The sequence below is a fragment of the Roseixanthobacter finlandensis genome (assembly GCF_043195105.2).
GTDB lineage: Bacteria > Pseudomonadota > Alphaproteobacteria > Rhizobiales > Xanthobacteraceae > NCEH01.
In genome coordinates this window covers 971,443-989,414 of the sequence record NZ_CM195536.1, presented here as the reverse complement: position 1 = coordinate 989,414, position 17,972 = coordinate 971,443, and the positions used below count along the sequence as shown (strand labels likewise).

Here is a 17,972-nt window from a genome sequence, read left to right as displayed (position 1 = left end):
TCCAGGTGGCCCCTCAACCGGCGGGCGGCAAGGGGCCAGGACGCAGAATCAGTTCGCCAGTTCCTTCGAGCGGCGCGTCGCCGCCACGACCGCCTTTTCCAGCAACGGGGCGAAGCCGGTCGTGGGATCCATCAGCACGCCCAGCGCGGCCGCTGTGGTGCCGGCGGGCGAGGTGACGTTCTCGCGCAAGGTCGAAGGCTCGATGCCCGATTGGGCGATCAGCGCGCCGGCCCCGGAGACGGTGGCGCGCGCGAGCCGATCCGCCAGCGCCGCCGGCAGGCCTGCCGCGACGCCGGCCTTCGCGAGGGTCTCGGCCAGCAGGAACACATAAGCGGGACCGGAGCCGGAGACGGCGGTCGCCGCGTCCATCAGTTCCTCATCCTCGATCCATTCCACCGGGCCGACGGCCCCGAGCAGCGCCGCCGCGACCTCGCGCTGCGCCGCGGTCGCCGCCGCATTGGGGACGGCCACCGTGATGCCATGGCCGATGGCGGCGGGCGTATTGGGAATCGTGCGCACGACGGCGCTGCCGCGCGGCAGGGCTTCCTGCAGGAAGCCGAGGGTGCGGCCGGCCATGATGGAGACCACGACCGTGCCGGGCTTCACCAGCGAGCGCACGGTGGCCAGCACCGCCGGGGCGACCTGCGGCTTCACCGCCAGCACCAGCACGGCGGGATCGGGGATCTGCGAGAGTTCGGGATTGGGCTGCGCGCCACAGGCAAGAAGCGCGGCGGCGGCCGGCCCCGGCAGGTTGGGATCCAGCACCACCGCCTTGGCGGGCTCAAGGCCCAGACGGAACCAGCCGTCGAGCAAAGCCCCACCCATCTTGCCGGCGCCCACGAGGACGACGGGACCGTTCAAAGACTTCAGAAGATCGACCGACATGGGCACACCTGAATGGGCGCGGGAGCCGGTGCCCGGCTCCGCGCGCGATCGTGGGTGGCTCAGTCTTAAGCTTCTCCGACCGTATCGAAAAGCGCCGTGTCCATGGCCTCGCGGGCGGACTTGCCGGCCCAGACCACGAACTGGAACGCCGGATAATAGCGTTCCACGGCATCGATGGCGGCGCCGAGAATGGCTTCGCACTGGCGGTCGCTCGCTGTCGCCCCGCCCGTCAGCACCAGGGCATGACGGAACATGATGACGTTTTCCTGCGACCAAATGTCAAAATGGCCAAGCCACATCTGCTCGTTGATGAGCGCCAGCAGCTTCAGCACCTCGGTGCGGCGGTTGTCCGGCACCTTGAAGTCAAAGGCACAGGCGAGATGCAGCGCCTCGATCTCATCCATCCATTGGAACGAGACATGGCAGTCCGTCCAGCGGCTGTTGAGCGAGAGGGTGATCTCGTCCTCGTCGGAACGCTCGAAGGACCAGTCGTGCACGGCGGCGAGCCGTTCCACCAGATCCACGGGATTAGCCGGAGCTTCAGCTTCGATGTCGATGAGAGACATGCCTCGACCTCGCGGTTTGAGGGACGCGGAGAGGGTCGGTTACGGCAGCAACGACACTCAAAGCCAGGGCACTCAAAGCCAGCCAGGATTTGCGCGACGCAGCGTACCGGCGGCTGCACCGGCCGCCTGAGACCGGTTTGCCTTGACGAAGCTGCGCCCCGTCGCGCTCAGCGCGACGATCCGGCTACGAATCGCCAATAGACCCACTATATCGCGGCGCAACGTGGCACCGCTACGACAGATTGTGGTTTAGTCTTCACACCTTGCCAGAACCTTGCTCACACCGGGCCGGGACCGGCGCCCGGCGTGCCGGAAAAGCCGCCCTCGCCCGGCGCGTGGGGCGCCTGCGCGGCGAGCTTCGCCTCCAGTTCGGCGAGTCGTTGGGCAAGGCGCTCATTCTCCAGCCGGGCGGCGGCGACCATGTCCTTCACGACGTCGAATTCCTCGCGTTTCACAAGGTCCATGTCGCGCAGGAACCGCTCCATCTGCGAGCGCGCCACGGTTTCGGCCTCACGCCGCATCCCCTGGGCGACGCCGGCCGCGTCATTCACCAGGCGCGCCATCTCGTCGAAAATCCGGCCTGTGGTCTGGGTCATGGGAGCAAACTCTCGTTCCACTGCGCACACGGCGCATGCCTTATACCTGGAAAGACAATGGGCATAGGCGCGCCGCACTGCAAGAGCGCCCCTGCGTCACCTTGACGGACGGCGCGCCTGCGGGCACATGCCACGGGTCGGCGGGCAAGCGCCCGCCCATGGTGAACGCCCGTCCGGCCCACCTCCTGCTGGGGGTTTCATGATCAATTTCGCCATTCCCTTCCCGGCCCTGGACCCGGTGCTGATCGAAATCGGCCCGCTTGCCATCCGCTGGTATGCCTTGGCCTATATCGCCGGATTGCTGATCGGCTGGCAGCTCGCGCGCTGGCTGGTGACGCGCAACGCCCTGTGGGGCGGGCGCCCGCCCATGAAGCCGGTGGATCTCGACGACGCTTTGTTCTGGGCGACGTTCGGCGTCATCCTCGGCGGCCGCATCGGCTACGTGCTGTTCTACAACCTGCCCTATTTCCTCGCCCATCCGGCCGAGATCGTCATGGTGTGGAAGGGCGGCATGTCGTTCCACGGCGGGCTTGCGGGCACCATATTGGCGTTGGTGCTGTTCGCCCGCTCACGGCGAATCCCCGTGCCCTCGCTGCTGGACGTGGCGGGCGTAGTGGCACCCATCGGGCTGTTTTTCGGCCGCATCGCCAATTTCATCAATGGTGAATTGTGGGGCCGCCCCTCCGACGCGCCGTGGGCGGTGATCTTTCCCACCGGCGGCAATGTGCCGCGCCACCCGAGCCAGCTTTACGAAGCGGCGATGGAGGGTGTGCTCCTGTTCCTGGTGATGCTGCTGGTGGTGCGGCTCGGCGGCCTGCGCCGTCCCGGCCTTGCCGCCGGCATATTCGGCATCGGCTACGGGCTCGGGCGCATCACCGGCGAATTCTTCCGCGAGCCGGACCCGCAGGTGGGCTATCTCGCCTATGGCACCACCATGGGCATGATCCTCTCCCTGCCGGTGGTGATCGCCGGCCTCGGCATCGTGATCTATGCCCTGAGCCGTCCCGTCCACGGCTTCGATCCGGGCCCGCAGAGGTGACGAGCCCCCTCGGGCGGGAGATCAAGGCCCTGATCGCGAGCGAGGGGCCGATCTCGCTCGCGCGCTACATGGACCTGTGCCTCGGCCATCCCCGCCATGGCTATTACATGACGCGCGACCCGTTCGGCGCGGCTGGCGATTTCATCACCGCCCCCGAGATCAGCCAGATGTTCGGGGAACTGCTCGGCCTGTGGGTGCTCGCCGCCTGGCAGCAGATGGGCAGCCCCAATCCCATACATCTGGTGGAACTCGGCCCCGGCCGGGGCACGCTGATGGCCGATGCCCTGCGCGCCACCCGCCTGCTGCCCGGCTTCAGCGATGCGGTACGGGTGCATCTGGTGGAGATGAGCCCGGTGCTGCGCGCGCGCCAGCAGGCGACCCTGGCAAACGCGGCGACCGTCCATCCGATCTCCTGGCACACGCGGCTGGAGGACGTGCCCGACGGCCCGGTCCTGGTGCTCGCCAACGAATTCTTCGACGCCCTGCCCATTTCCCAGTTCATCCGCAGCACCGCAGGCTGGCACGAGCGGCGGGTCGGGCTGGATGCCGCCGGGGACCTCACCTTCGGCGTCGATCCCCACCCTGCCCGCCTGGTGGAAGTACTGGCGCGCCATATCCCGCCGCCGCATCCGCCCGGCGTCCTGCTGGAGCGGCTGGAAAGCCCCGCGCTGGCAGCGCTCGCCCACCGCCTCGCGGCTCAGGACGGCGCGGCGCTGGTGATCGATTACGGCCATGCGCAAAGCGGCTTCGGCGATACGCTCCAGGCCATGAAGGCCCATGCATTCGTCGATCCCCTGGCCGAGCCGGGGGAAGCGGATCTCACCGCCCATGTGGATTTCGCGGCCCTCGCCCGCGCCGCGCGCGCGGCCGGAGCCGGTGCGTTCGGCCCGGTGCCCCAGGGCGAATTCCTGCTGCGCCTCGGCCTGCGCGAACGGGCCGAGCGCCTTCAGGCGACCGCATCTCCCCTCCAGGCTGACGCGATCGCTGCCGCCCTCGCCCGCCTCGCCGGCACGGGGGAGAAGGAAATGGGCGCCTTGTTCAAGGTGCTCTGCCTCACCGGCCCGGCCTTCGCCGCGCCGCGCGATCCACCGCCGGGGTTTGCCCCGTCCGAAGCTTTTGCGGAGAACACGCCATGAAGGTCGAAGCCCCCTCGCTCGCCGCCCTCCCCGGCATCCGCCACGGCTTCTTCACCCGGCGCGGCGGGGTCTCGCAGGGGCTCTACGACAGCCTCAACGGCGGGCTTGGCTCCAAGGACGATCCCGCCAACGTGCTGGAAAACCGCGCCCGCATGGCGCGGGAGATCGGCGTCGCCCCGCAGGCGCTTGTCGCCTGCTGGCAGGTGCATTCGCCCGACGCGGTCATCCTCTCCACGCCCTGGACGCGGGAGGACGCGCCCCAGGCGGATGCGGTCGTGACCGCCGTTGCGGGCCTCGGCGCCACTATAACGGTGGCCGATTGCGGCCCGGTTCTGTTCGCCGATCCGGTGGCCCGAGTGGTGGGGGCGGCGCATGCGGGCTGGAAGGGCGCGTTCGGCGGGGTGCTCGACTCCACCTTGCGCCGCATGGAGGAATTGGGCGCGAGACGCGCCAACATCCGCGCCGCCATCGGCCCTTTGATTCGCCAGCCGAGCTATGAGGTCGGCGAAGATTTCATCACCCGATTCATCGATACGGACCGCAGTTTCGCGCGCTTCTTCATTGCGGCGGAGCGGGAGGGCCATGCCCTGTTCGACCTGCCGGGCTTCATCGCCCACCGCCTCGCCGAGGCCGGCGTTACCGCCGTGGAGGACCTGAAGCTCGACACCTATTCCGACCCCGACCGCTTCTTCAGCTATCGCCGCTCGACCCATCGGCGGGAGGCCGATTACGGCCGAATGGTGGCCGCTATCGCCCTGATTTGAGCCGGCGCACAAGATTTTCACCCCCGTTAACGATGCCTTAACCGTTTCTCTGGACCTGATGCCGGATTGCCGCTAACCCTCCTGTGGATCACAGACGGGGAGCGCCGCATGCCGGACGCAAGCACCAACACACGCTGGAAAACGGTGCGCTTTGGTTCGCGCCTTCTGGTCCTTGGTGTTGGACTTGCGCTCGCCGGATGCCAGACCGATGGCGGCACGGCGAGTTCTGCCAGCCGCACTTTGTCCTTCGAATCCATCGACGGCCCGCCCAAGCCCACCTTCGACAAGCTCGTGACTCGCCTCAGCGCGGAAGCCGACGCACAGCAGGTGGCGGTGGTCTCCCGAACCGATAAGGCCGCCTATCGGGTGCGCGGCTATCTCGCCGTCCATTCCGACAAGGCCACCACTTCAGTCGCCTACGCCTGGGACGTGTTCGACGCGGACAAGCAGCGCGTCGCCCGCATCACCGGGGAAGAGACCACCAAGCGCGTCAAGGGCGATGCCTGGGCGGTGTGCGACGAAGCCGTGCTCGCCAAGATCGCTGGCAAGTCCATGGCGAGCCTCGCCGAAACCCTGGGAGTGCCGGCCAGCGGCCGGGTTTCCGCCGGCCTGCCCGCGGCGCCCAGCCAGGCAGCGTCCAGCCAGGCGGCGGCACCTGCGGCGGCGGATCCGGCCCCGGCTGCGGCACCGGCCGCCCCGGCGGGCGCGCCGATCGGTACCGATGGCCCGCCCATCGCGCAGGCGGAGCCGCAGGACGCGCCGCAGCCCACGACAACGCTCGCGTTCGCGCAGCACTGAGTTTCGCAGGCTTTACAAAAGCCGTGGCGGGTGCCTACAGGTTGCCCGAATTCTTAAGGCGGCCACTGCATCGTGCGGACGGCGTGCCGGTGTCGACCGAGACTGTATCCATGAAGCTTGTGGCTGGAAATTCGAACCGCGCGCTCTCCGAAGCCATCGCGGCCTATCTCTCCACGCCCCTGACCAAGGCGGTGGTCCGGCGCTTCGCCGACATGGAGATCTTCGTGGAGATCCAGGAGAATGTGCGCGGCGAGGACGTGTTCGTCCTCCAGTCCACATCCTTCCCGGCCAATGACCATCTGATGGAATTGCTGATCATCATCGATGCGCTGCGCCGCGCCTCGGCCAAGCGCATCACGGCGGTGCTGCCCTATTTCGGCTATGCCCGCCAGGATCGCAAACCCGGCCCCCGCACGCCGATTTCCGCCAAGCTGGTGGCCAATCTCATCACCCATGCCGGCGCCGACCGGGTGATGACGCTCGACCTGCACGCCGGCCAGATCCAGGGCTTCTTCGACATCCCCACCGACAATCTTTATTCCGCGCCGGTCATGGTGCGCGACATCAAGGACCGGTTCGACCTTAACAATGTCATGGTGGTTTCCCCGGACGTGGGCGGCGTGGTGCGCGCCCGGGCGCTGGCCAAGCGCATCGACGCCCAGCTCGCCATCGTCGACAAACGGCGCGAGCGGCCGGGCGAAAGCGAAGTCATGAACGTGATCGGCAATGTGGACGGCCGGTCCTGCATCCTGGTGGACGACATCGTCGATTCCGGCGGCACGCTGGTGAATGCGGCGGACGCATTGCTGGCGCGCGGCGCCAAGGAAGTGCACGCTTACATCACCCACGGCGTGCTCTCGGGCGGCGCGGTGGCGCGCATCACCGCCTCCAAGCTCAAGGAACTGGTGATCACCGATTCCATCCAGCCCACCGAGGCGGTGCGGGTGGCGCGCAACATCCGCGTGCTGTCCATCGGCACGCTGATTGGCGAGGCGGTGGCCCGCACGGCGCACGAGGAATCGGTCTCCAGCCTGTTCGACTGACCGGCACAGCTTCCCCCGAGAAAAGGGCGCCCCACGGGCGCCCTTGCCGTTTTCGGCGCCGCTGCCCTCAGACGTCGGCCTGAGAGGAGACGTTGGCCTCGGGGATTTCCGCCGGGGTCGGGGCTTCCGGCTCCATCTCGCCGCGGGTCTGGAGCCACAGCATCACCAGCCAGCAGGCGGCGGCCCAGGCGGCGCCCAGCGCCCAGCCGCCGAGTACGTCGGTCGGCCAGTGCACGCCGAGATACAGCCGGCTCAAGCCGACGATGACGGTAACGAAGGCGGCCAGCCCCAGCAGATACACCTTCACCCGCTGGCGCACCTGCGCGCGGGCGAGCAAGGCCCCGAGCGTGAGATAGACAACGGCGGACATCATGGAATGGCCGCTCGGAAAGCTCGCCGAATAGACCGCCATGCCGTGCGGCACCAGATCCGGCCGAGCACGATCGAACAGGATCTTGACGGTGCTGCTCAGCACCGCGCCGCCGGCGATGGAGCCGAGCACCATCAGCGCGGTCAGCCGCCGGCGCACCAGCAGCAGATAGGCGATGGCCGCCAATGTCACCAGCACCAGCACAGTGATGCCGCCGAGCGCGGTGAGATCGCGCATGCTCTCTTCCAGCCAGGGCGGGCCGAGGGGATCGGACTTGTCCGCCGGATTGCGCAAGGCGAGCAGGATGGCTTCGTCCAGGCCGCGCGTCTCCCCCTCCATGACCTCGCCGGCCAGCGCCAGGAAGGCATAGAGCGCGGCGGCGGTGAGGCCGACGATGGCGAGGGTGGTGCGCTCCAGCCCGCTCACCCGCGTGAACACAGGCCCGAGCAGCGGAACGGCCTTTAGGCGGGTGCGCACGGCGGTCAGCAGCGGGTTCATGCCTGTCCCATTTTTGCCTGTCCCATTTTTGGCCGTCCCATGCAGAAGTTCGCTTCGCCCGTCAACGCGCCGCCGCAAGCCGGGTTGCGGCGGGCGGGGAAGGATGCGATGCAGCGGCCATGATCGTGCCAGCGAAACAGGCCCCAAGGGAAGCACCCATCGCGCTTTATGTGGACGCCGACGCCTGCCCGGTGAAGGCGGAAATCTATCGCGTGGCGGAGCGTCACGGGCTGAAGGTGTTCGTGGTTTCCAACAGCCCCATCGCCTTGCCCCGCTCGGAGAATATCGAGCGGGTGCTGGTGCCGAGCGGGCCGGACGTGGCGGACGATTGGATCGCCGAGCGGGTGTCGAAGGGCGATGTGGTGATTACCGCCGACGTGCCCCTCGCCAGCCGCTGCGTGAAGGCGGGGGCGGATGTGATCAGCCCCACCGGGCGGCCCTTCACCACCGACAGCATCGGCATGGCGCTGGCGACCCGCAACCTCATGGACGAATTGCGGTCCGCCGGCGCGACCACCGGCGGGCCGCCGCCGTTTTCCCCGCGCGATCGCTCGCAATTTTTGTCCGCGCTGGATCTCGCCATCGTGCGGCTGAAACGGGCCGGCTATGGTGCGGCAGGTGGCAAATAAGCCCGCGAAAACGCGTGGCGCAGGCGCGTTTCATGAAAAATGTTTCACGTGAAACAATGACTTAGCGCGGACGAACAGCGGTTTACGGACGCTTCGCCGTGGGTCTGCGGCCGATGAAACCCCGATTTCGGCCGAACGTTCGGCGCGAATGAATCCGCGCCCCGCGCGAACCGCAGGCGCGCCATCGGATCCCGCCCGGCCGCCCCGGCGGAGGGGCCGGGACGGCTGGTTTTTGCCCGCGAACCGGCATCCGGTTCGCCTGCGCTCCGCGCGCGGTCGGCACGCGGAGCGGAGCGGCGGCGCTCACGCCTCGCGGATGTCGGCGGCGGCGCGGGCGAGGATCTCGACGATCCGCGTCTCGGCGCCGCGATTGGCCTCCAGCCGCTGGCCGGACACATCGCGCAGGTTTTCCAGCGCGGCTTCCACGAGGCGCGGCAGCTCGGCGTGGGAAGATCCCTCGCCCTCGCCCCGGCCCATCCAGCGGCGGAAGCGGCTCATCTTGTTGCCGATCTCGGCGAGACGGCCGAGCAGGGCATCGGCGAAATCGCGGTTCTGCGACAGATAGGCCTCGCCCTCGGCGGTGATGGCATAGCGCTTCTTGGCGCCCTCGCTCTCGGCCGTCACATAGCCCGCCTCTTCCAGGAAGGTGAGGGTGGGATAGACGATGCCGGGGCTCGGCGAATACCAGCCGGCGGTCTTTTCCTCGATCAGCTTGATGAGCTCATAGCCGTGGCGCGGCTGCTCGGCGATCAGCGCGAGAGCCAGCAGCTTGAGATCGCCCTGGGCCAGCATGCGCCCGAGGCGGAACATGTCGCCGCCGCCGCCCCGGCCGCGACCATGGCCGCCGCCCCGGCCGAAGCCGCCTTCATCGCCGCGCGCCATTTCGAAACGACGGCCTTCGCCGTGGTGTCCGCCGTTGTGGTGTCTGCATCCAAACATTTTGGACTCCTGAGATATATCTAAAGATAGGTTCACGCCTTTTTATATCGTTAGATATATCTTTTCCGCAAGAGGGGGCGTGCAGCCCTTCGTTAAAAGGCGCAGGTTAGGATGCGGATGGGATGCTGCTGGGCTTGCAGGGAGACAACGCCGCCATGGCCATGACCGATGCGCAGAAGGCAGCCCGCGCCATTAAGGGCCTACTCGCGCCCCTGAGCGCGGAGATGCGCGCCGCCGTGGAAGCCTGGCTCGCGCGCCTCGCCCATGAACGGCGGCTCTCCGCCAAGACGCAGGAGGCCTATGCGCGCGATCTCGCTCTGGTGCTGAACCGGCTCGCGCTGCATCTCGGCGGCGCGCCCACGCTCGCCGATCTTGCCGCCCTCACCCCGGCCGACGTGCGCGCCGTGATCGCCGGCCGCAAGGCCGAGGGCGTTGCCCCGCGCACCTTGGTGCGGCTGCTCGCCGCCGCGCGCTCGTTCGCGCGCCATCTGGAACGCGAGGGCCAGGGCGCGGTGGGCGCGCTCACCGCCGTGCGGGCGCCCAAGGTGCCGCACGCCCTGCCACGGCCGGTCGGCGTCGAGGCCGCCCGCGCGCTCACCGATCCACAGACCCGCGCCGGGGAAGAACGGGAAACCTGGGTGCTGATGCGTGACGCGGCGGTGCTCGCTTTGCTTTATGGCGCGGGCCTGCGCATCTCCGAAGCGCTCGGCCTCACCGCCGGCCAGATCCCGCCCGATGGGCCGGTGGACCACATCATCGTCACCGGCAAGGGCAACAAGACGCGCATGGTGCCGCTGATCGCGCCGGTGGTGGACGCGGTGCGCGCCTATGTGACAGCCTGCCCCCACCTGCTGGAGCGCGACGACCCGCTGTTTGTCGGCGTGCGCGGCGGGCCCCTCTCGCCCCGCATCGTGCAGCTCGCGGTGGAGCGCATGCGCGGCGCGCTCGGCCTGCCCGATAGCGCGACGCCGCACGCGCTGCGCCATTCCTTCGCCACCCATCTGCTGGCGCGGGGCGGAGAATTACGCGCCATCCAGGAATTGCTGGGCCACGCCTCGCTCTCCACCACGCAGATCTATACCGCGCTGGACGAAAGCCATCTGATGGCGGCCTATCGCGCCGCCCACCCCCGCGCCTGAGATTCTTGAGAGTCAGGAACGCGAGGAAAAGGCCCGGCGCCGCAGCGCCCGCACCCGCAGCCAGATGCCGCCGCCGGGCGTCGCGGCGCGGATGCGCGCCATCATCTCCTGGATCCGCAGCTTCACCGGCGCGACTTCCGCCTCGGCCCAGTTCTTCACCCGCACCAGCCAGTTGAACAGCCGCGCGAACCAACCGATGGAGAGAAGCTGCGCCCGGCACACATCGAACAGGAACGCCATGAGCGCGACGCCCACCAGCTTTTCCATCACCACGGCGACGCTGCCCAACATCCAGCGCTCATGCGCGAACGCCCAGAGCGCCACGACGTAGAGCGGCTCCACCAGCAGCAGCGGCACCACGAACAGGGCGAACGCGCCATAGGGCGGCAGGCGATGCGCCCAGCGCGACAGGGCGGCTTTGAACGCCTCGAACGGCAGCAGATCCGCACACCAGCGCACCATGGGCGCCAGCTTGCGCCACAGCCACGCCTCCACGAGGAAGACCACGGCGAGCAACACGAACAGCGGATGCAGGCGGCTGCGCGCCTCGGGCGGCGGAGGGGAAGAAACCATGGCCCAGACATGGCCCATTGCCGGGTGCGTTTCAATGGCCGCGTGGCGCAAGCCGCAATTGGCGCGCGGGCAATTGGCGCGGGGATTGCAAATCATGCGCGGGGGGCTGCGGCCGGCGTGCGGCGCGAGACGCCTTGTGCACGGGAAATCGCCGGCGCGCAGCCTCCGTCGTGGCTTTTCCGGAGACCGCTTTTTCATGTTCGACCATATCTCGATCGGCGTTACCGATCTCGACCGCTCCCTCACCTTCTACGAGCGCGCGCTTGCGCCCCTCGGCTTCGTCGCCGCCGTGCTTTACGACGAGCCCACCGGCACCCGCTCGGCCGGCTTCAGCCGCGCCACGGCGGCGCCGGAGGACACACCGCCGTTCTGGCTGGAGGAGCGCAAGGGCGCCGCCATCGCGTGTCCGGCGGGCACGCATCTCTGTTTCAAGGCGGCGGAGCGGGCCGGCGTGCACGCCTTCCACGCGGCGGGCCTCGCGGCCGGCGGCGCCTGCAACGGCGCGCCCGGACCGCGCCCAGCCTATGGCCCCAGCTATTATGCCGGCTTCCTCACCGACCCGGACGGCTGGCGGATCGAAGCCGTGACCTTCAGCCCGGACTGAGGCCGACGCGCGCCACCCCGAACAGAAAGGCCGGCCCCGCGCGGCCGGCTTTTCGCCCCCCGGACCCACGCCGCCGATGCTGCCCTTGCGGGGATTCTCACGTGCTGCCGGCAACGCCGGCTTGGTGCGTTTTTTGCCGGCAACGCCGGCTTGGCCGGGCGCGCGTCCCGTCATCCGAAGGCGGCGAAAGGGGCACAACCCAGCGTTGGGCCTCACCTTTCCGTGATCGGAAGCGGCGCGGCCGGTGATTTGCCGCTTTCGCGGGCACATGCGATTTATTCGGGCTTCGCCGGCTCGCAATCGCGGATCTAGCCTCACACCCTGGATACAACGGGAGTGAGACGAATGAGACCGACTGCAATCGCCCTGCGCGCGCTCCCGATCCTGGCGCTTTCGATCTTGGCCTTTTCGACCGTGGGCATCCTCGCCGCCGCTTCGGCGGGTGCCGCGTTCGCCAATTGCCCGCCCGATGCCGCGGCCGATGTCAGCACCACGGATTCCACCGCCACGGTGTCCGCGCCGATTCCCAGCAAGCGCACCTGAGCCTGGCTCTCGCGACGCAGCTCTCGCAACGCCGATTTAACGACGCCGCTTTCGCGAAAGGGCCGGCCACCGGAACGGCGGCCAGCCCCTCGGCTCACATGTGGATGGCGCGCTTTTCTACCGCCATAGCCGCTTCCTTCACCGCTTCCGAGCGGGTGGGATGGGCATGGCAGGTGCGGGCCAGATCCTCGGACGAACCGCCGAACTCCATCAGCACGGCGCATTCGTGGATCAGCTCGCCCGCCTCGGCGCCGATGATATGGGCGCCGAGCACCTTGTCGGTGGTGGCATCGGCCAGGATCTTCACGAACCCGTCCGTGGTGTTGTTCACCTTGGCGCGGCCGTTGGCGGTGAAGGGGAATTTGCCGACGTTATAGGCGATGCCCGCTTCCTTCAGCTCTTCCTCGGTCTTGCCGACGGAGGCCACTTCCGGGAACGTGTAGACCACGCCGGGGATCACGTCGTAATTCACATGGCCCGCCTTGCCGGCCAGGATCTCCGCCACCGCGACGCCTTCGTCCTCGGCTTTGTGGGCGAGCATGGGGCCGGCGATCACGTCGCCGATGGCATAGATGCCGTCCACGCTCGACTTGAAGTGGGTATCCACCACCACGCGGCCGCGTGTGTCGGTCTCCACCCCGATGTCCGCGAGGCCGAGCCCGGCGGTGTAGGCGACACGGCCAATGGCCACCAGGACCACGTCCGCCTCCAGCGTCTCGGCCGCGCCGCCGGCGGCGGGCTCGATGGACACCTTCAGCGTCTTGCCCTTGGTGTCGACGCCCGTGACCTTGGTACCGAGCTTGAAGTCGAAGCCCTGCTTGGCCAGGATGCGCTGGAAGGATTTCGCCACATCGCCGTCCATGCCGGGCAGGATGCGGTCGAGATATTCCACCACGGTCACCTGCGCGCCAAGGCGGCGCCACACGCTGCCGAGCTCAAGGCCGATCACGCCCGCGCCCACGACCACAAGCTTGCCCGGCACCTTCGCCAAAGTCAGCGCGCCGGTGGAGGAGACAATACGCTCCTCGTCGATGGTCACGCCGGGAAGCTGCGCCACGTCGGAGCCGGTGGCGATGACGATGTTCTTCGTCTCGACCACCTGCTTGGAGCCATCGGAATTGAGGGTGACTTCCACCTTGCCGGCGCTGAGGATCTTGCCGGCGCCGAAGAACACGTCGACCTTGTTCTTCTTCAGCAGGAATTCGACGCCCTTCACATTGCCGTCCACGCCCTTGTCCTTGAAGGCGAGCATGGCGGGCAGGTCGAGCGTGGGCGTGCTGACGCCGATGCCCATGGAGGCGAACTTGTGGCCCGCTTCCTCGAAGAATTCAGAGGCGTAGAGCAGCGCCTTGGAGGGGATGCAGCCCACATTCAGGCAGGTGCCGCCATGGGTGGCGCGCTTCTCCACCACCGCGACCTTCAGGCCGAGCTGGGCCGCGCGAATGGCACACACATAGCCGCCGGGGCCGGTGCCGATGACGAGGAGATCGTAGGACATGAGACTACTCCGATCAGGTCGTCACGGCCGGGCCCGGCCATCCACGTCCGCCGGGCGTCGCGTGGATGCCCGGGCACTGCCCGGGCATGACGGCGGAAGATGTTGCTTGAACTCACAGATCCAGAACGAGGCGCGCCGGATCTTCCAGGGTTTCCTTCACGCGCACCAGGAAGGTCACGGCCTCGCGGCCGTCGACGATGCGATGGTCGTAGGAGAGCGCGAGATACATCATCGGGCGGATCACCACCTGGCCCTTGATGGCCACCGGCCGCTCCTCAATGCGGTGCATGCCGAGAATGCCCGACTGCGGCGCGTTGAGGATGGGGGTGGACATCAGCGAGCCGTAGATGCCGCCATTGGTGATGGTGAAGGTGCCGCCCTGCATGTCCTCGATGCCGAGCTTGCCGTCGCGGGCCTTGCGGCCGTAGGCGGCGATGGCCTTCTCGATCTCGGCCACCGACATCTGGTCGGCGTCGCGCACCACCGGAACCACAAGGCCCTTCTCGGTGCCCACCGCGATGCCGATGTTGTAATAATTCTTATAGACCAGATCCTGCCCGTCGATCTCGGCATTCACCGCCGGGATGTCCTTGAGCGCCTGGATCACGGCCTTGGTGAAGAAGCCCATGAAGCCCAGCTTGGTGCCGTGCTTCTTCTCGAAGGCATCCTTGAACTGGGCGCGCAGGCCCATGACGCCGCTCATGTCCACGTCGTTGAACGTGGTGAGCATGGCGGCGGTGTTCTGGGCGTCCTTCAGGCGGCGGGCGATGGTCTGCCGCAGCTTGGTCATCTTCACCCGCTCTTCGAGCGCGGCTTCGTTCGCCGAGGACGGCGCGCGGGCGGCGACCGGGGCGGGCGCGGCCTGCACGGCGGCGATGGCCGAGAGCATGTCGCCCTTGGTCACCCGGCCGTCCTTGCCGGAGCCGTCCACGCCGGCCGGCGACACGCCGCTCTCCGCCGCGAGGCGGGCGACGGCAGGGCCGTTGGCGTCGGTGGCAGCCGCCTTGGCGGGCGCGGGCTTGGCGGGCGCGGCGGCAGCCTTGGGCGCTTCCACCTTCGGAGCTTCGGCCTTGGGAGCGGGCGCCGCGGCAGCGCCTGAGCCTTCGCCGAGCATGCCGAGCAGCGCGCCGACCCCGACCGTCTCGCCATCCTTGGCGACGATTTCGGCCAGCACGCCGGCGGCGGGCGCCGGCACTTCCACGGTGACCTTGTCGGTTTCAAGCTCCACCAGCGGCTCGTCGGCTTTCACCGCCTCGCCCGGCTTCTTGAACCACTTGCCGATGGTCGCTTCCGTCACGGATTCGCCGAGCGTTGGAACGCGGATCTCGGTGGCCATGGGGATCGTCTTCTTTCGTTGGGGCGGGTTATCGAGCGAGAGAGCCAGTCCTCAGCTGAGGGCGTCCTCGAGGAACGCCTTCAGCTGCGCGAGATGCTTGGACATGAGCCCGGTGGCGGTGGCCGCGGACGCCGGACGGCCGGCATAACGCGGACGCTTGGAAACGGCGCCGATATTCTCCAGCACCCATTCCAGATACGGCTGCACGAAGGCCCAGGCGCCCTGGTTCTTCGGCTCTTCCTGGCACCAGACCACTTCCGCGTTCTTGAAGCGCGAGAGTTCCTGGACCAGGGTCTTGAGCGGGAACGGGAACAATTGCTCGACGCGCATCAGGTACACGTCGGTGGTTCCGCGCTTCTCGCGCTCCTCATAGAGATCGTAATAGACCTTGCCGGTGCACAGCACGACGCGGCGGATCTTGTCGTCCGCCACCAGCTTCACCGAATCCGCGGTCGGATGCGACTGGGCATCGTCGAACAGGATGCGGTGGAACGTGGTGCCTTCAGCCAGGTCCGCCAGGCTGGAGACCGCCCGCTTGTGGCGCAGCAGCGACTTCGGCGTCATCAGGATGAGCGGCTTGCGGAACTCGCGCTTCATCTGGCGGCGCAGGATGTGGAAGTAATTGGCAGGGGTGGAGCAGTTCGCCACCTGCATATTGTCTTCCGCGCACATCTGGAGATAACGCTCCAGGCGGGCGGAGGAATGCTCCGGCCCCTGGCCCTCATAGCCGTGCGGCAGCAGGCACACGAGGCCCGACATGCGCAGCCACTTGCGCTCGCCCGAGGAGATGAACTGGTCGAACACCACCTGCGCGCCGTTGGCGAAGTCGCCGAACTGGGCTTCCCACAGAACCAGCGTGTTGGGCTCGGAGAGGGTGTAGCCATATTCGAAGCCGAGCACCGCCTCTTCCGAGAGCATCGAATTGATGACCTCGTACTTGGCCTGGTCGGCCGTGAGATGGTTGAACGGCTTGTAGCGTGCTTCGTTCTCCTGGTCGGTCAGCACCGAATGGCGCTGGGAGAAGGTGCCGCGCTCCACATCCTGGCCCGACAGGCGGACCGGGCTGCCCTCCTCCAGCAAGCTGCAGAAGGCCAGCGCCTCGCCGGTCGCCCAGTCGATCCCCTCGCCGGTCTCGATCGCGTTGCGGCGATTGTCGAGGAAGCGCTGGATGGTGCGGTGGACGGTGAAGCCCTCCGGCACGCGGGTGATCTTGGCGCCGATGTCCTTCAGGCGATCGAGCGCGACGCCGGTGTCGCCCCGGCGCGGATCATCATCCTCGTGGGTCGCCTTGAAGCCGGCCCAGCGCCCGTCCAGCCAGTCGGCCTTGTTGGGCTTATAGGCCTGGCCCGCCTCATATTCACCTTCCAGCCGCTCGCGCCAGGCGGCGCGGAGCTTGTCCACCTCACCGGTTTCCAGCACGCCTTCTTCCACCAGGCGGCCGGAATACAGATCGAGCACGCTCGGATGCTGGCGGATCACCTTATACATGTGCGGCTGGGTGAACGAAGGCTCGTCGCCCTCGTTGTGGCCGTAGCGGCGGTAACAGAACATGTCGATCACGACAGGCTTGTGGAACCGCTGCCGGAACTCGATCGCCACCTTTGCGCAGAACGTCACCGCCTCGGGATCGTCGCCGTTCACGTGGAAGATCGGCGCCTCGATCATCTTCGCCACGTCGGAAGGATAAGGCGAGGAGCGCGAATAGCGCGGATTGGTGGTGAAGCCGATCTGGTTGTTGATGATGAAATGGATCGAACCGCCGGTGCGGTGACCCTTCAGCCCGGACAGGCCGAGGCATTCGGCGACCACGCCCTGGCCGGCGAAGGCGGCATCGCCGTGGATCAGCAGCGGCAGCACCTTCACGCGCTCGCTGTCCTTCAACTGGTCCTGCTTGGCGCGCGCCTTGCCGAGCACCACGGGATCGACGATCTCGAGATGGGAGGGGTTGGCGGTCAGCGAGATATGGACCTTGTTGCCGTCGAACTCGCGGTCGGACGAAGCACCGAGATGGTATTTCACATCGCCCGAGCCCTCGACCTCGTCGGGGGCCCAGGAGCCGCCCTTGAACTCGTGGAACAGGGCGCGGTGCGGCTTGCCCATCACCTGGGTCAGCGTGTTCAGGCGGCCGCGATGGGCCATGCCGAACACGATGTCCTCGACGCCGAGGCTGCCGCCGCGCTTGATGATCTGCTCCAGCGCCGGGATCAGGCTCTCGCCGCCGTCCAGGCCGAAGCGCTTGGTGCCGGTGTACTTCACGTCGAGGAACTTCTCGAAGCCCTCGGCTTCCACCAGCTTGTTCAGGATCGCGCGCTTGCCCTCGCGGGTGAAGCTGACTTCCTTGTCCGGCCCCTCGATGCGCTCCTGGATCCAGGCCTTCTCCTCGGGCGAGGAGATGTGCATGAATTCGACGCCGATGGTGCGGCAATAGGTGCGGCGCAGGATGGCGATCATCTCGCGCACGGTCGCGAATTCGAGCCCGAGCACGTTGTCGATGAAGATCTTGCGGTCGAGATCGGCCTCATAGAAGCCGTAGGACACCGGGTCGAGCTCGGGCGCCTCGCGCGGCGGGGTGAGCTTGAGCGGGTCGAGGTCGGCATGCAGATGGCCGCGCATGCGATAGGCGCGGATCATCATCAGCGCCTTCACGGAATCGCGGGTCGCCTGCTGCACGTCGGTGGAGGAGAATTCGATGCCGGCCTTCTGGGCCTTGGCCTGGACCTTGTCCGCGACCTTCTTCTCGACCTCGATCCAGTTTCCGTCGAGGGCCGAGACCAGTTCGCCATTGGCATGGATCGGCCAGTTCGGCCTTTTCCAGGAGGCGCCGTCGGCATTTTTGCGAACCTGGGCGGGATCATCGTTCAGGGCGGCGAAGAAGCTCTGCCACTGCGCATCCACCGAAGCTGGATCAGCTTCGTAGCGGGCATAGAGATCGTCGATCCACTGAGCGTTACCTCCATACAAAAAGGAGGTGGCGAGAAGCTGTTCGTTCTGGTCCGCACGCGACATGGGCTTAATC

18 protein-coding genes are annotated in these 17,972 nt (G+C 67.6%); 9 read left to right on the top strand and 9 right to left on the bottom strand.

The genetic code is table 11. The annotated features are described in order from the left end of the window. Nucleotides 1-48: 48 nt before the first annotated feature. The 3 genes from proC to V5G24_RS04735 form a co-directional block, all read right to left on the bottom strand. A complete protein-coding gene (gene proC / locus V5G24_RS04745) occupies nucleotides 49-885 on the bottom strand; it encodes a pyrroline-5-carboxylate reductase (protein ID WP_394080046.1) in 837 nt (278 codons plus the stop codon). A 65-nt stretch (nucleotides 886-950) separates the two neighbouring features. Continuing rightward, a complete protein-coding gene (locus V5G24_RS04740) occupies nucleotides 951-1,451 on the bottom strand; it encodes a type III secretion system chaperone family protein (protein ID WP_394080044.1) in 501 nt (166 codons plus the stop codon). 278 nt (nucleotides 1,452-1,729) lie between these two features. Next, complete coding sequence (locus tag V5G24_RS04735; RefSeq protein WP_394080042.1) at nucleotides 1,730-2,047, bottom strand: accessory factor UbiK family protein; 318 nt, start codon at nucleotides 2,045-2,047, stop codon at nucleotides 1,730-1,732. Nucleotides 2,048-2,246: 199 nt separating this feature from the next. Between V5G24_RS04735 and lgt the strand changes: the two genes are divergently transcribed. The 5 genes from lgt to V5G24_RS04710 all read left to right on the top strand — a co-directional run bounded on the left by lgt (nucleotide 2,247) and on the right by V5G24_RS04710 (nucleotide 6,827). Further along, complete coding sequence (gene lgt, locus V5G24_RS04730) at nucleotides 2,247-3,086, top strand: prolipoprotein diacylglyceryl transferase (protein ID WP_394080040.1); 840 nt, start codon at nucleotides 2,247-2,249, stop codon at nucleotides 3,084-3,086. After that, entirely contained in the window at nucleotides 3,083-4,222 is a 1,140-nt protein-coding gene (locus V5G24_RS04725; RefSeq protein ID WP_394080038.1) for a class I SAM-dependent methyltransferase, read from the top strand. Before lgt ends, V5G24_RS04725 begins: the two co-directional genes overlap by 4 nt. After that, complete coding sequence (gene pgeF, locus V5G24_RS04720; RefSeq protein WP_394080036.1) at nucleotides 4,219-4,986, top strand: peptidoglycan editing factor PgeF; 768 nt, start codon at nucleotides 4,219-4,221, stop codon at nucleotides 4,984-4,986. Before V5G24_RS04725 ends, pgeF begins: the two co-directional genes overlap by 4 nt. 108 nt (nucleotides 4,987-5,094) lie before the next feature. Then, nucleotides 5,095-5,784, top strand: coding sequence for a hypothetical protein (locus V5G24_RS04715; RefSeq protein ID WP_394080034.1), 690 nt, complete (start codon nucleotides 5,095-5,097; stop codon nucleotides 5,782-5,784). A 110-nt stretch (nucleotides 5,785-5,894) separates the two neighbouring features. Beyond that, a complete protein-coding gene (locus V5G24_RS04710; protein ID WP_394080032.1) occupies nucleotides 5,895-6,827 on the top strand; it encodes a ribose-phosphate pyrophosphokinase in 933 nt (310 codons plus the stop codon). A gap of 67 nt (nucleotides 6,828-6,894) precedes the next feature. On the opposite strand, the gene V5G24_RS04705 is transcribed toward V5G24_RS04710, so the two are convergent. Beyond that, nucleotides 6,895-7,695: a phosphatase PAP2 family protein gene (locus tag V5G24_RS04705; RefSeq protein WP_394080030.1), complete on the bottom strand. Its 801-nt coding sequence runs from the start codon at nucleotides 7,693-7,695 to the stop codon at nucleotides 6,895-6,897. A 119-nt stretch (nucleotides 7,696-7,814) separates the two neighbouring features. Here V5G24_RS04705 and V5G24_RS04700 point away from each other — a divergent pair, with 119 nt between their 5' ends. Further along, the gene (locus V5G24_RS04700; RefSeq protein WP_394080028.1) at nucleotides 7,815-8,324 is read left to right on the top strand and encodes a YaiI/YqxD family protein; all 510 of its coding nucleotides are present in this window, start codon (nucleotides 7,815-7,817) and stop codon (nucleotides 8,322-8,324) included. A 303-nt stretch (nucleotides 8,325-8,627) separates the two neighbouring features. Here V5G24_RS04700 and V5G24_RS04695 read toward each other — a convergent pair whose 3' ends face one another. Continuing rightward, a complete protein-coding gene (locus V5G24_RS04695; protein ID WP_394080026.1) occupies nucleotides 8,628-9,263 on the bottom strand; it encodes a PadR family transcriptional regulator in 636 nt (211 codons plus the stop codon). Between the two features lie 155 nt (nucleotides 9,264-9,418). Here V5G24_RS04695 and V5G24_RS04690 point away from each other — a divergent pair, with 155 nt between their 5' ends. Beyond that, the gene (locus tag V5G24_RS04690) at nucleotides 9,419-10,402 is read left to right on the top strand and encodes a tyrosine recombinase XerC (protein WP_394080357.1); all 984 of its coding nucleotides are present in this window, start codon (nucleotides 9,419-9,421) and stop codon (nucleotides 10,400-10,402) included. A 12-nt stretch (nucleotides 10,403-10,414) separates the two neighbouring features. On the opposite strand, the gene V5G24_RS04685 is transcribed toward V5G24_RS04690, so the two are convergent. Beyond that, complete coding sequence (locus tag V5G24_RS04685; protein ID WP_394080024.1) at nucleotides 10,415-10,975, bottom strand: hypothetical protein; 561 nt, start codon at nucleotides 10,973-10,975, stop codon at nucleotides 10,415-10,417. 196 nt (nucleotides 10,976-11,171) lie between these two features. Here V5G24_RS04685 and V5G24_RS04680 point away from each other — a divergent pair, with 196 nt between their 5' ends. Together V5G24_RS04680 and V5G24_RS04675 are read left to right on the top strand one after the other, a co-directional pair. Beyond that, nucleotides 11,172-11,579, top strand: a complete 408-nt coding sequence (locus V5G24_RS04680) for a VOC family protein (RefSeq protein ID WP_394080022.1) — start codon at nucleotides 11,172-11,174, stop codon at nucleotides 11,577-11,579. Between the two features lie 345 nt (nucleotides 11,580-11,924). Further along, on the top strand, nucleotides 11,925-12,122 hold the full coding sequence (locus V5G24_RS04675) for a hypothetical protein (RefSeq protein WP_394080020.1): 198 nt from the start codon (nucleotides 11,925-11,927) through the stop codon (nucleotides 12,120-12,122). 94 nt (nucleotides 12,123-12,216) lie between these two features. On the opposite strand, the gene lpdA is transcribed toward V5G24_RS04675, so the two are convergent. The 3 genes from lpdA to V5G24_RS04660 form a co-directional block, all read right to left on the bottom strand. Further along, nucleotides 12,217-13,620, bottom strand: coding sequence for a dihydrolipoyl dehydrogenase (gene lpdA / locus V5G24_RS04670; RefSeq protein WP_394080018.1), 1,404 nt, complete (start codon nucleotides 13,618-13,620; stop codon nucleotides 12,217-12,219). 112 nt (nucleotides 13,621-13,732) lie between these two features. Next, nucleotides 13,733-14,956 (bottom strand): 2-oxoglutarate dehydrogenase complex dihydrolipoyllysine-residue succinyltransferase, encoded by a 1,224-nt coding sequence (odhB, locus tag V5G24_RS04665; protein WP_394080016.1) that lies wholly within the window; start codon nucleotides 14,954-14,956, stop codon nucleotides 13,733-13,735. Between the two features lie 51 nt (nucleotides 14,957-15,007). After that, entirely contained in the window at nucleotides 15,008-17,962 is a 2,955-nt protein-coding gene (locus V5G24_RS04660) for a 2-oxoglutarate dehydrogenase E1 component (RefSeq protein ID WP_394080014.1), read from the bottom strand. Nucleotides 17,963-17,972: the final 10 nt, after the last annotated feature.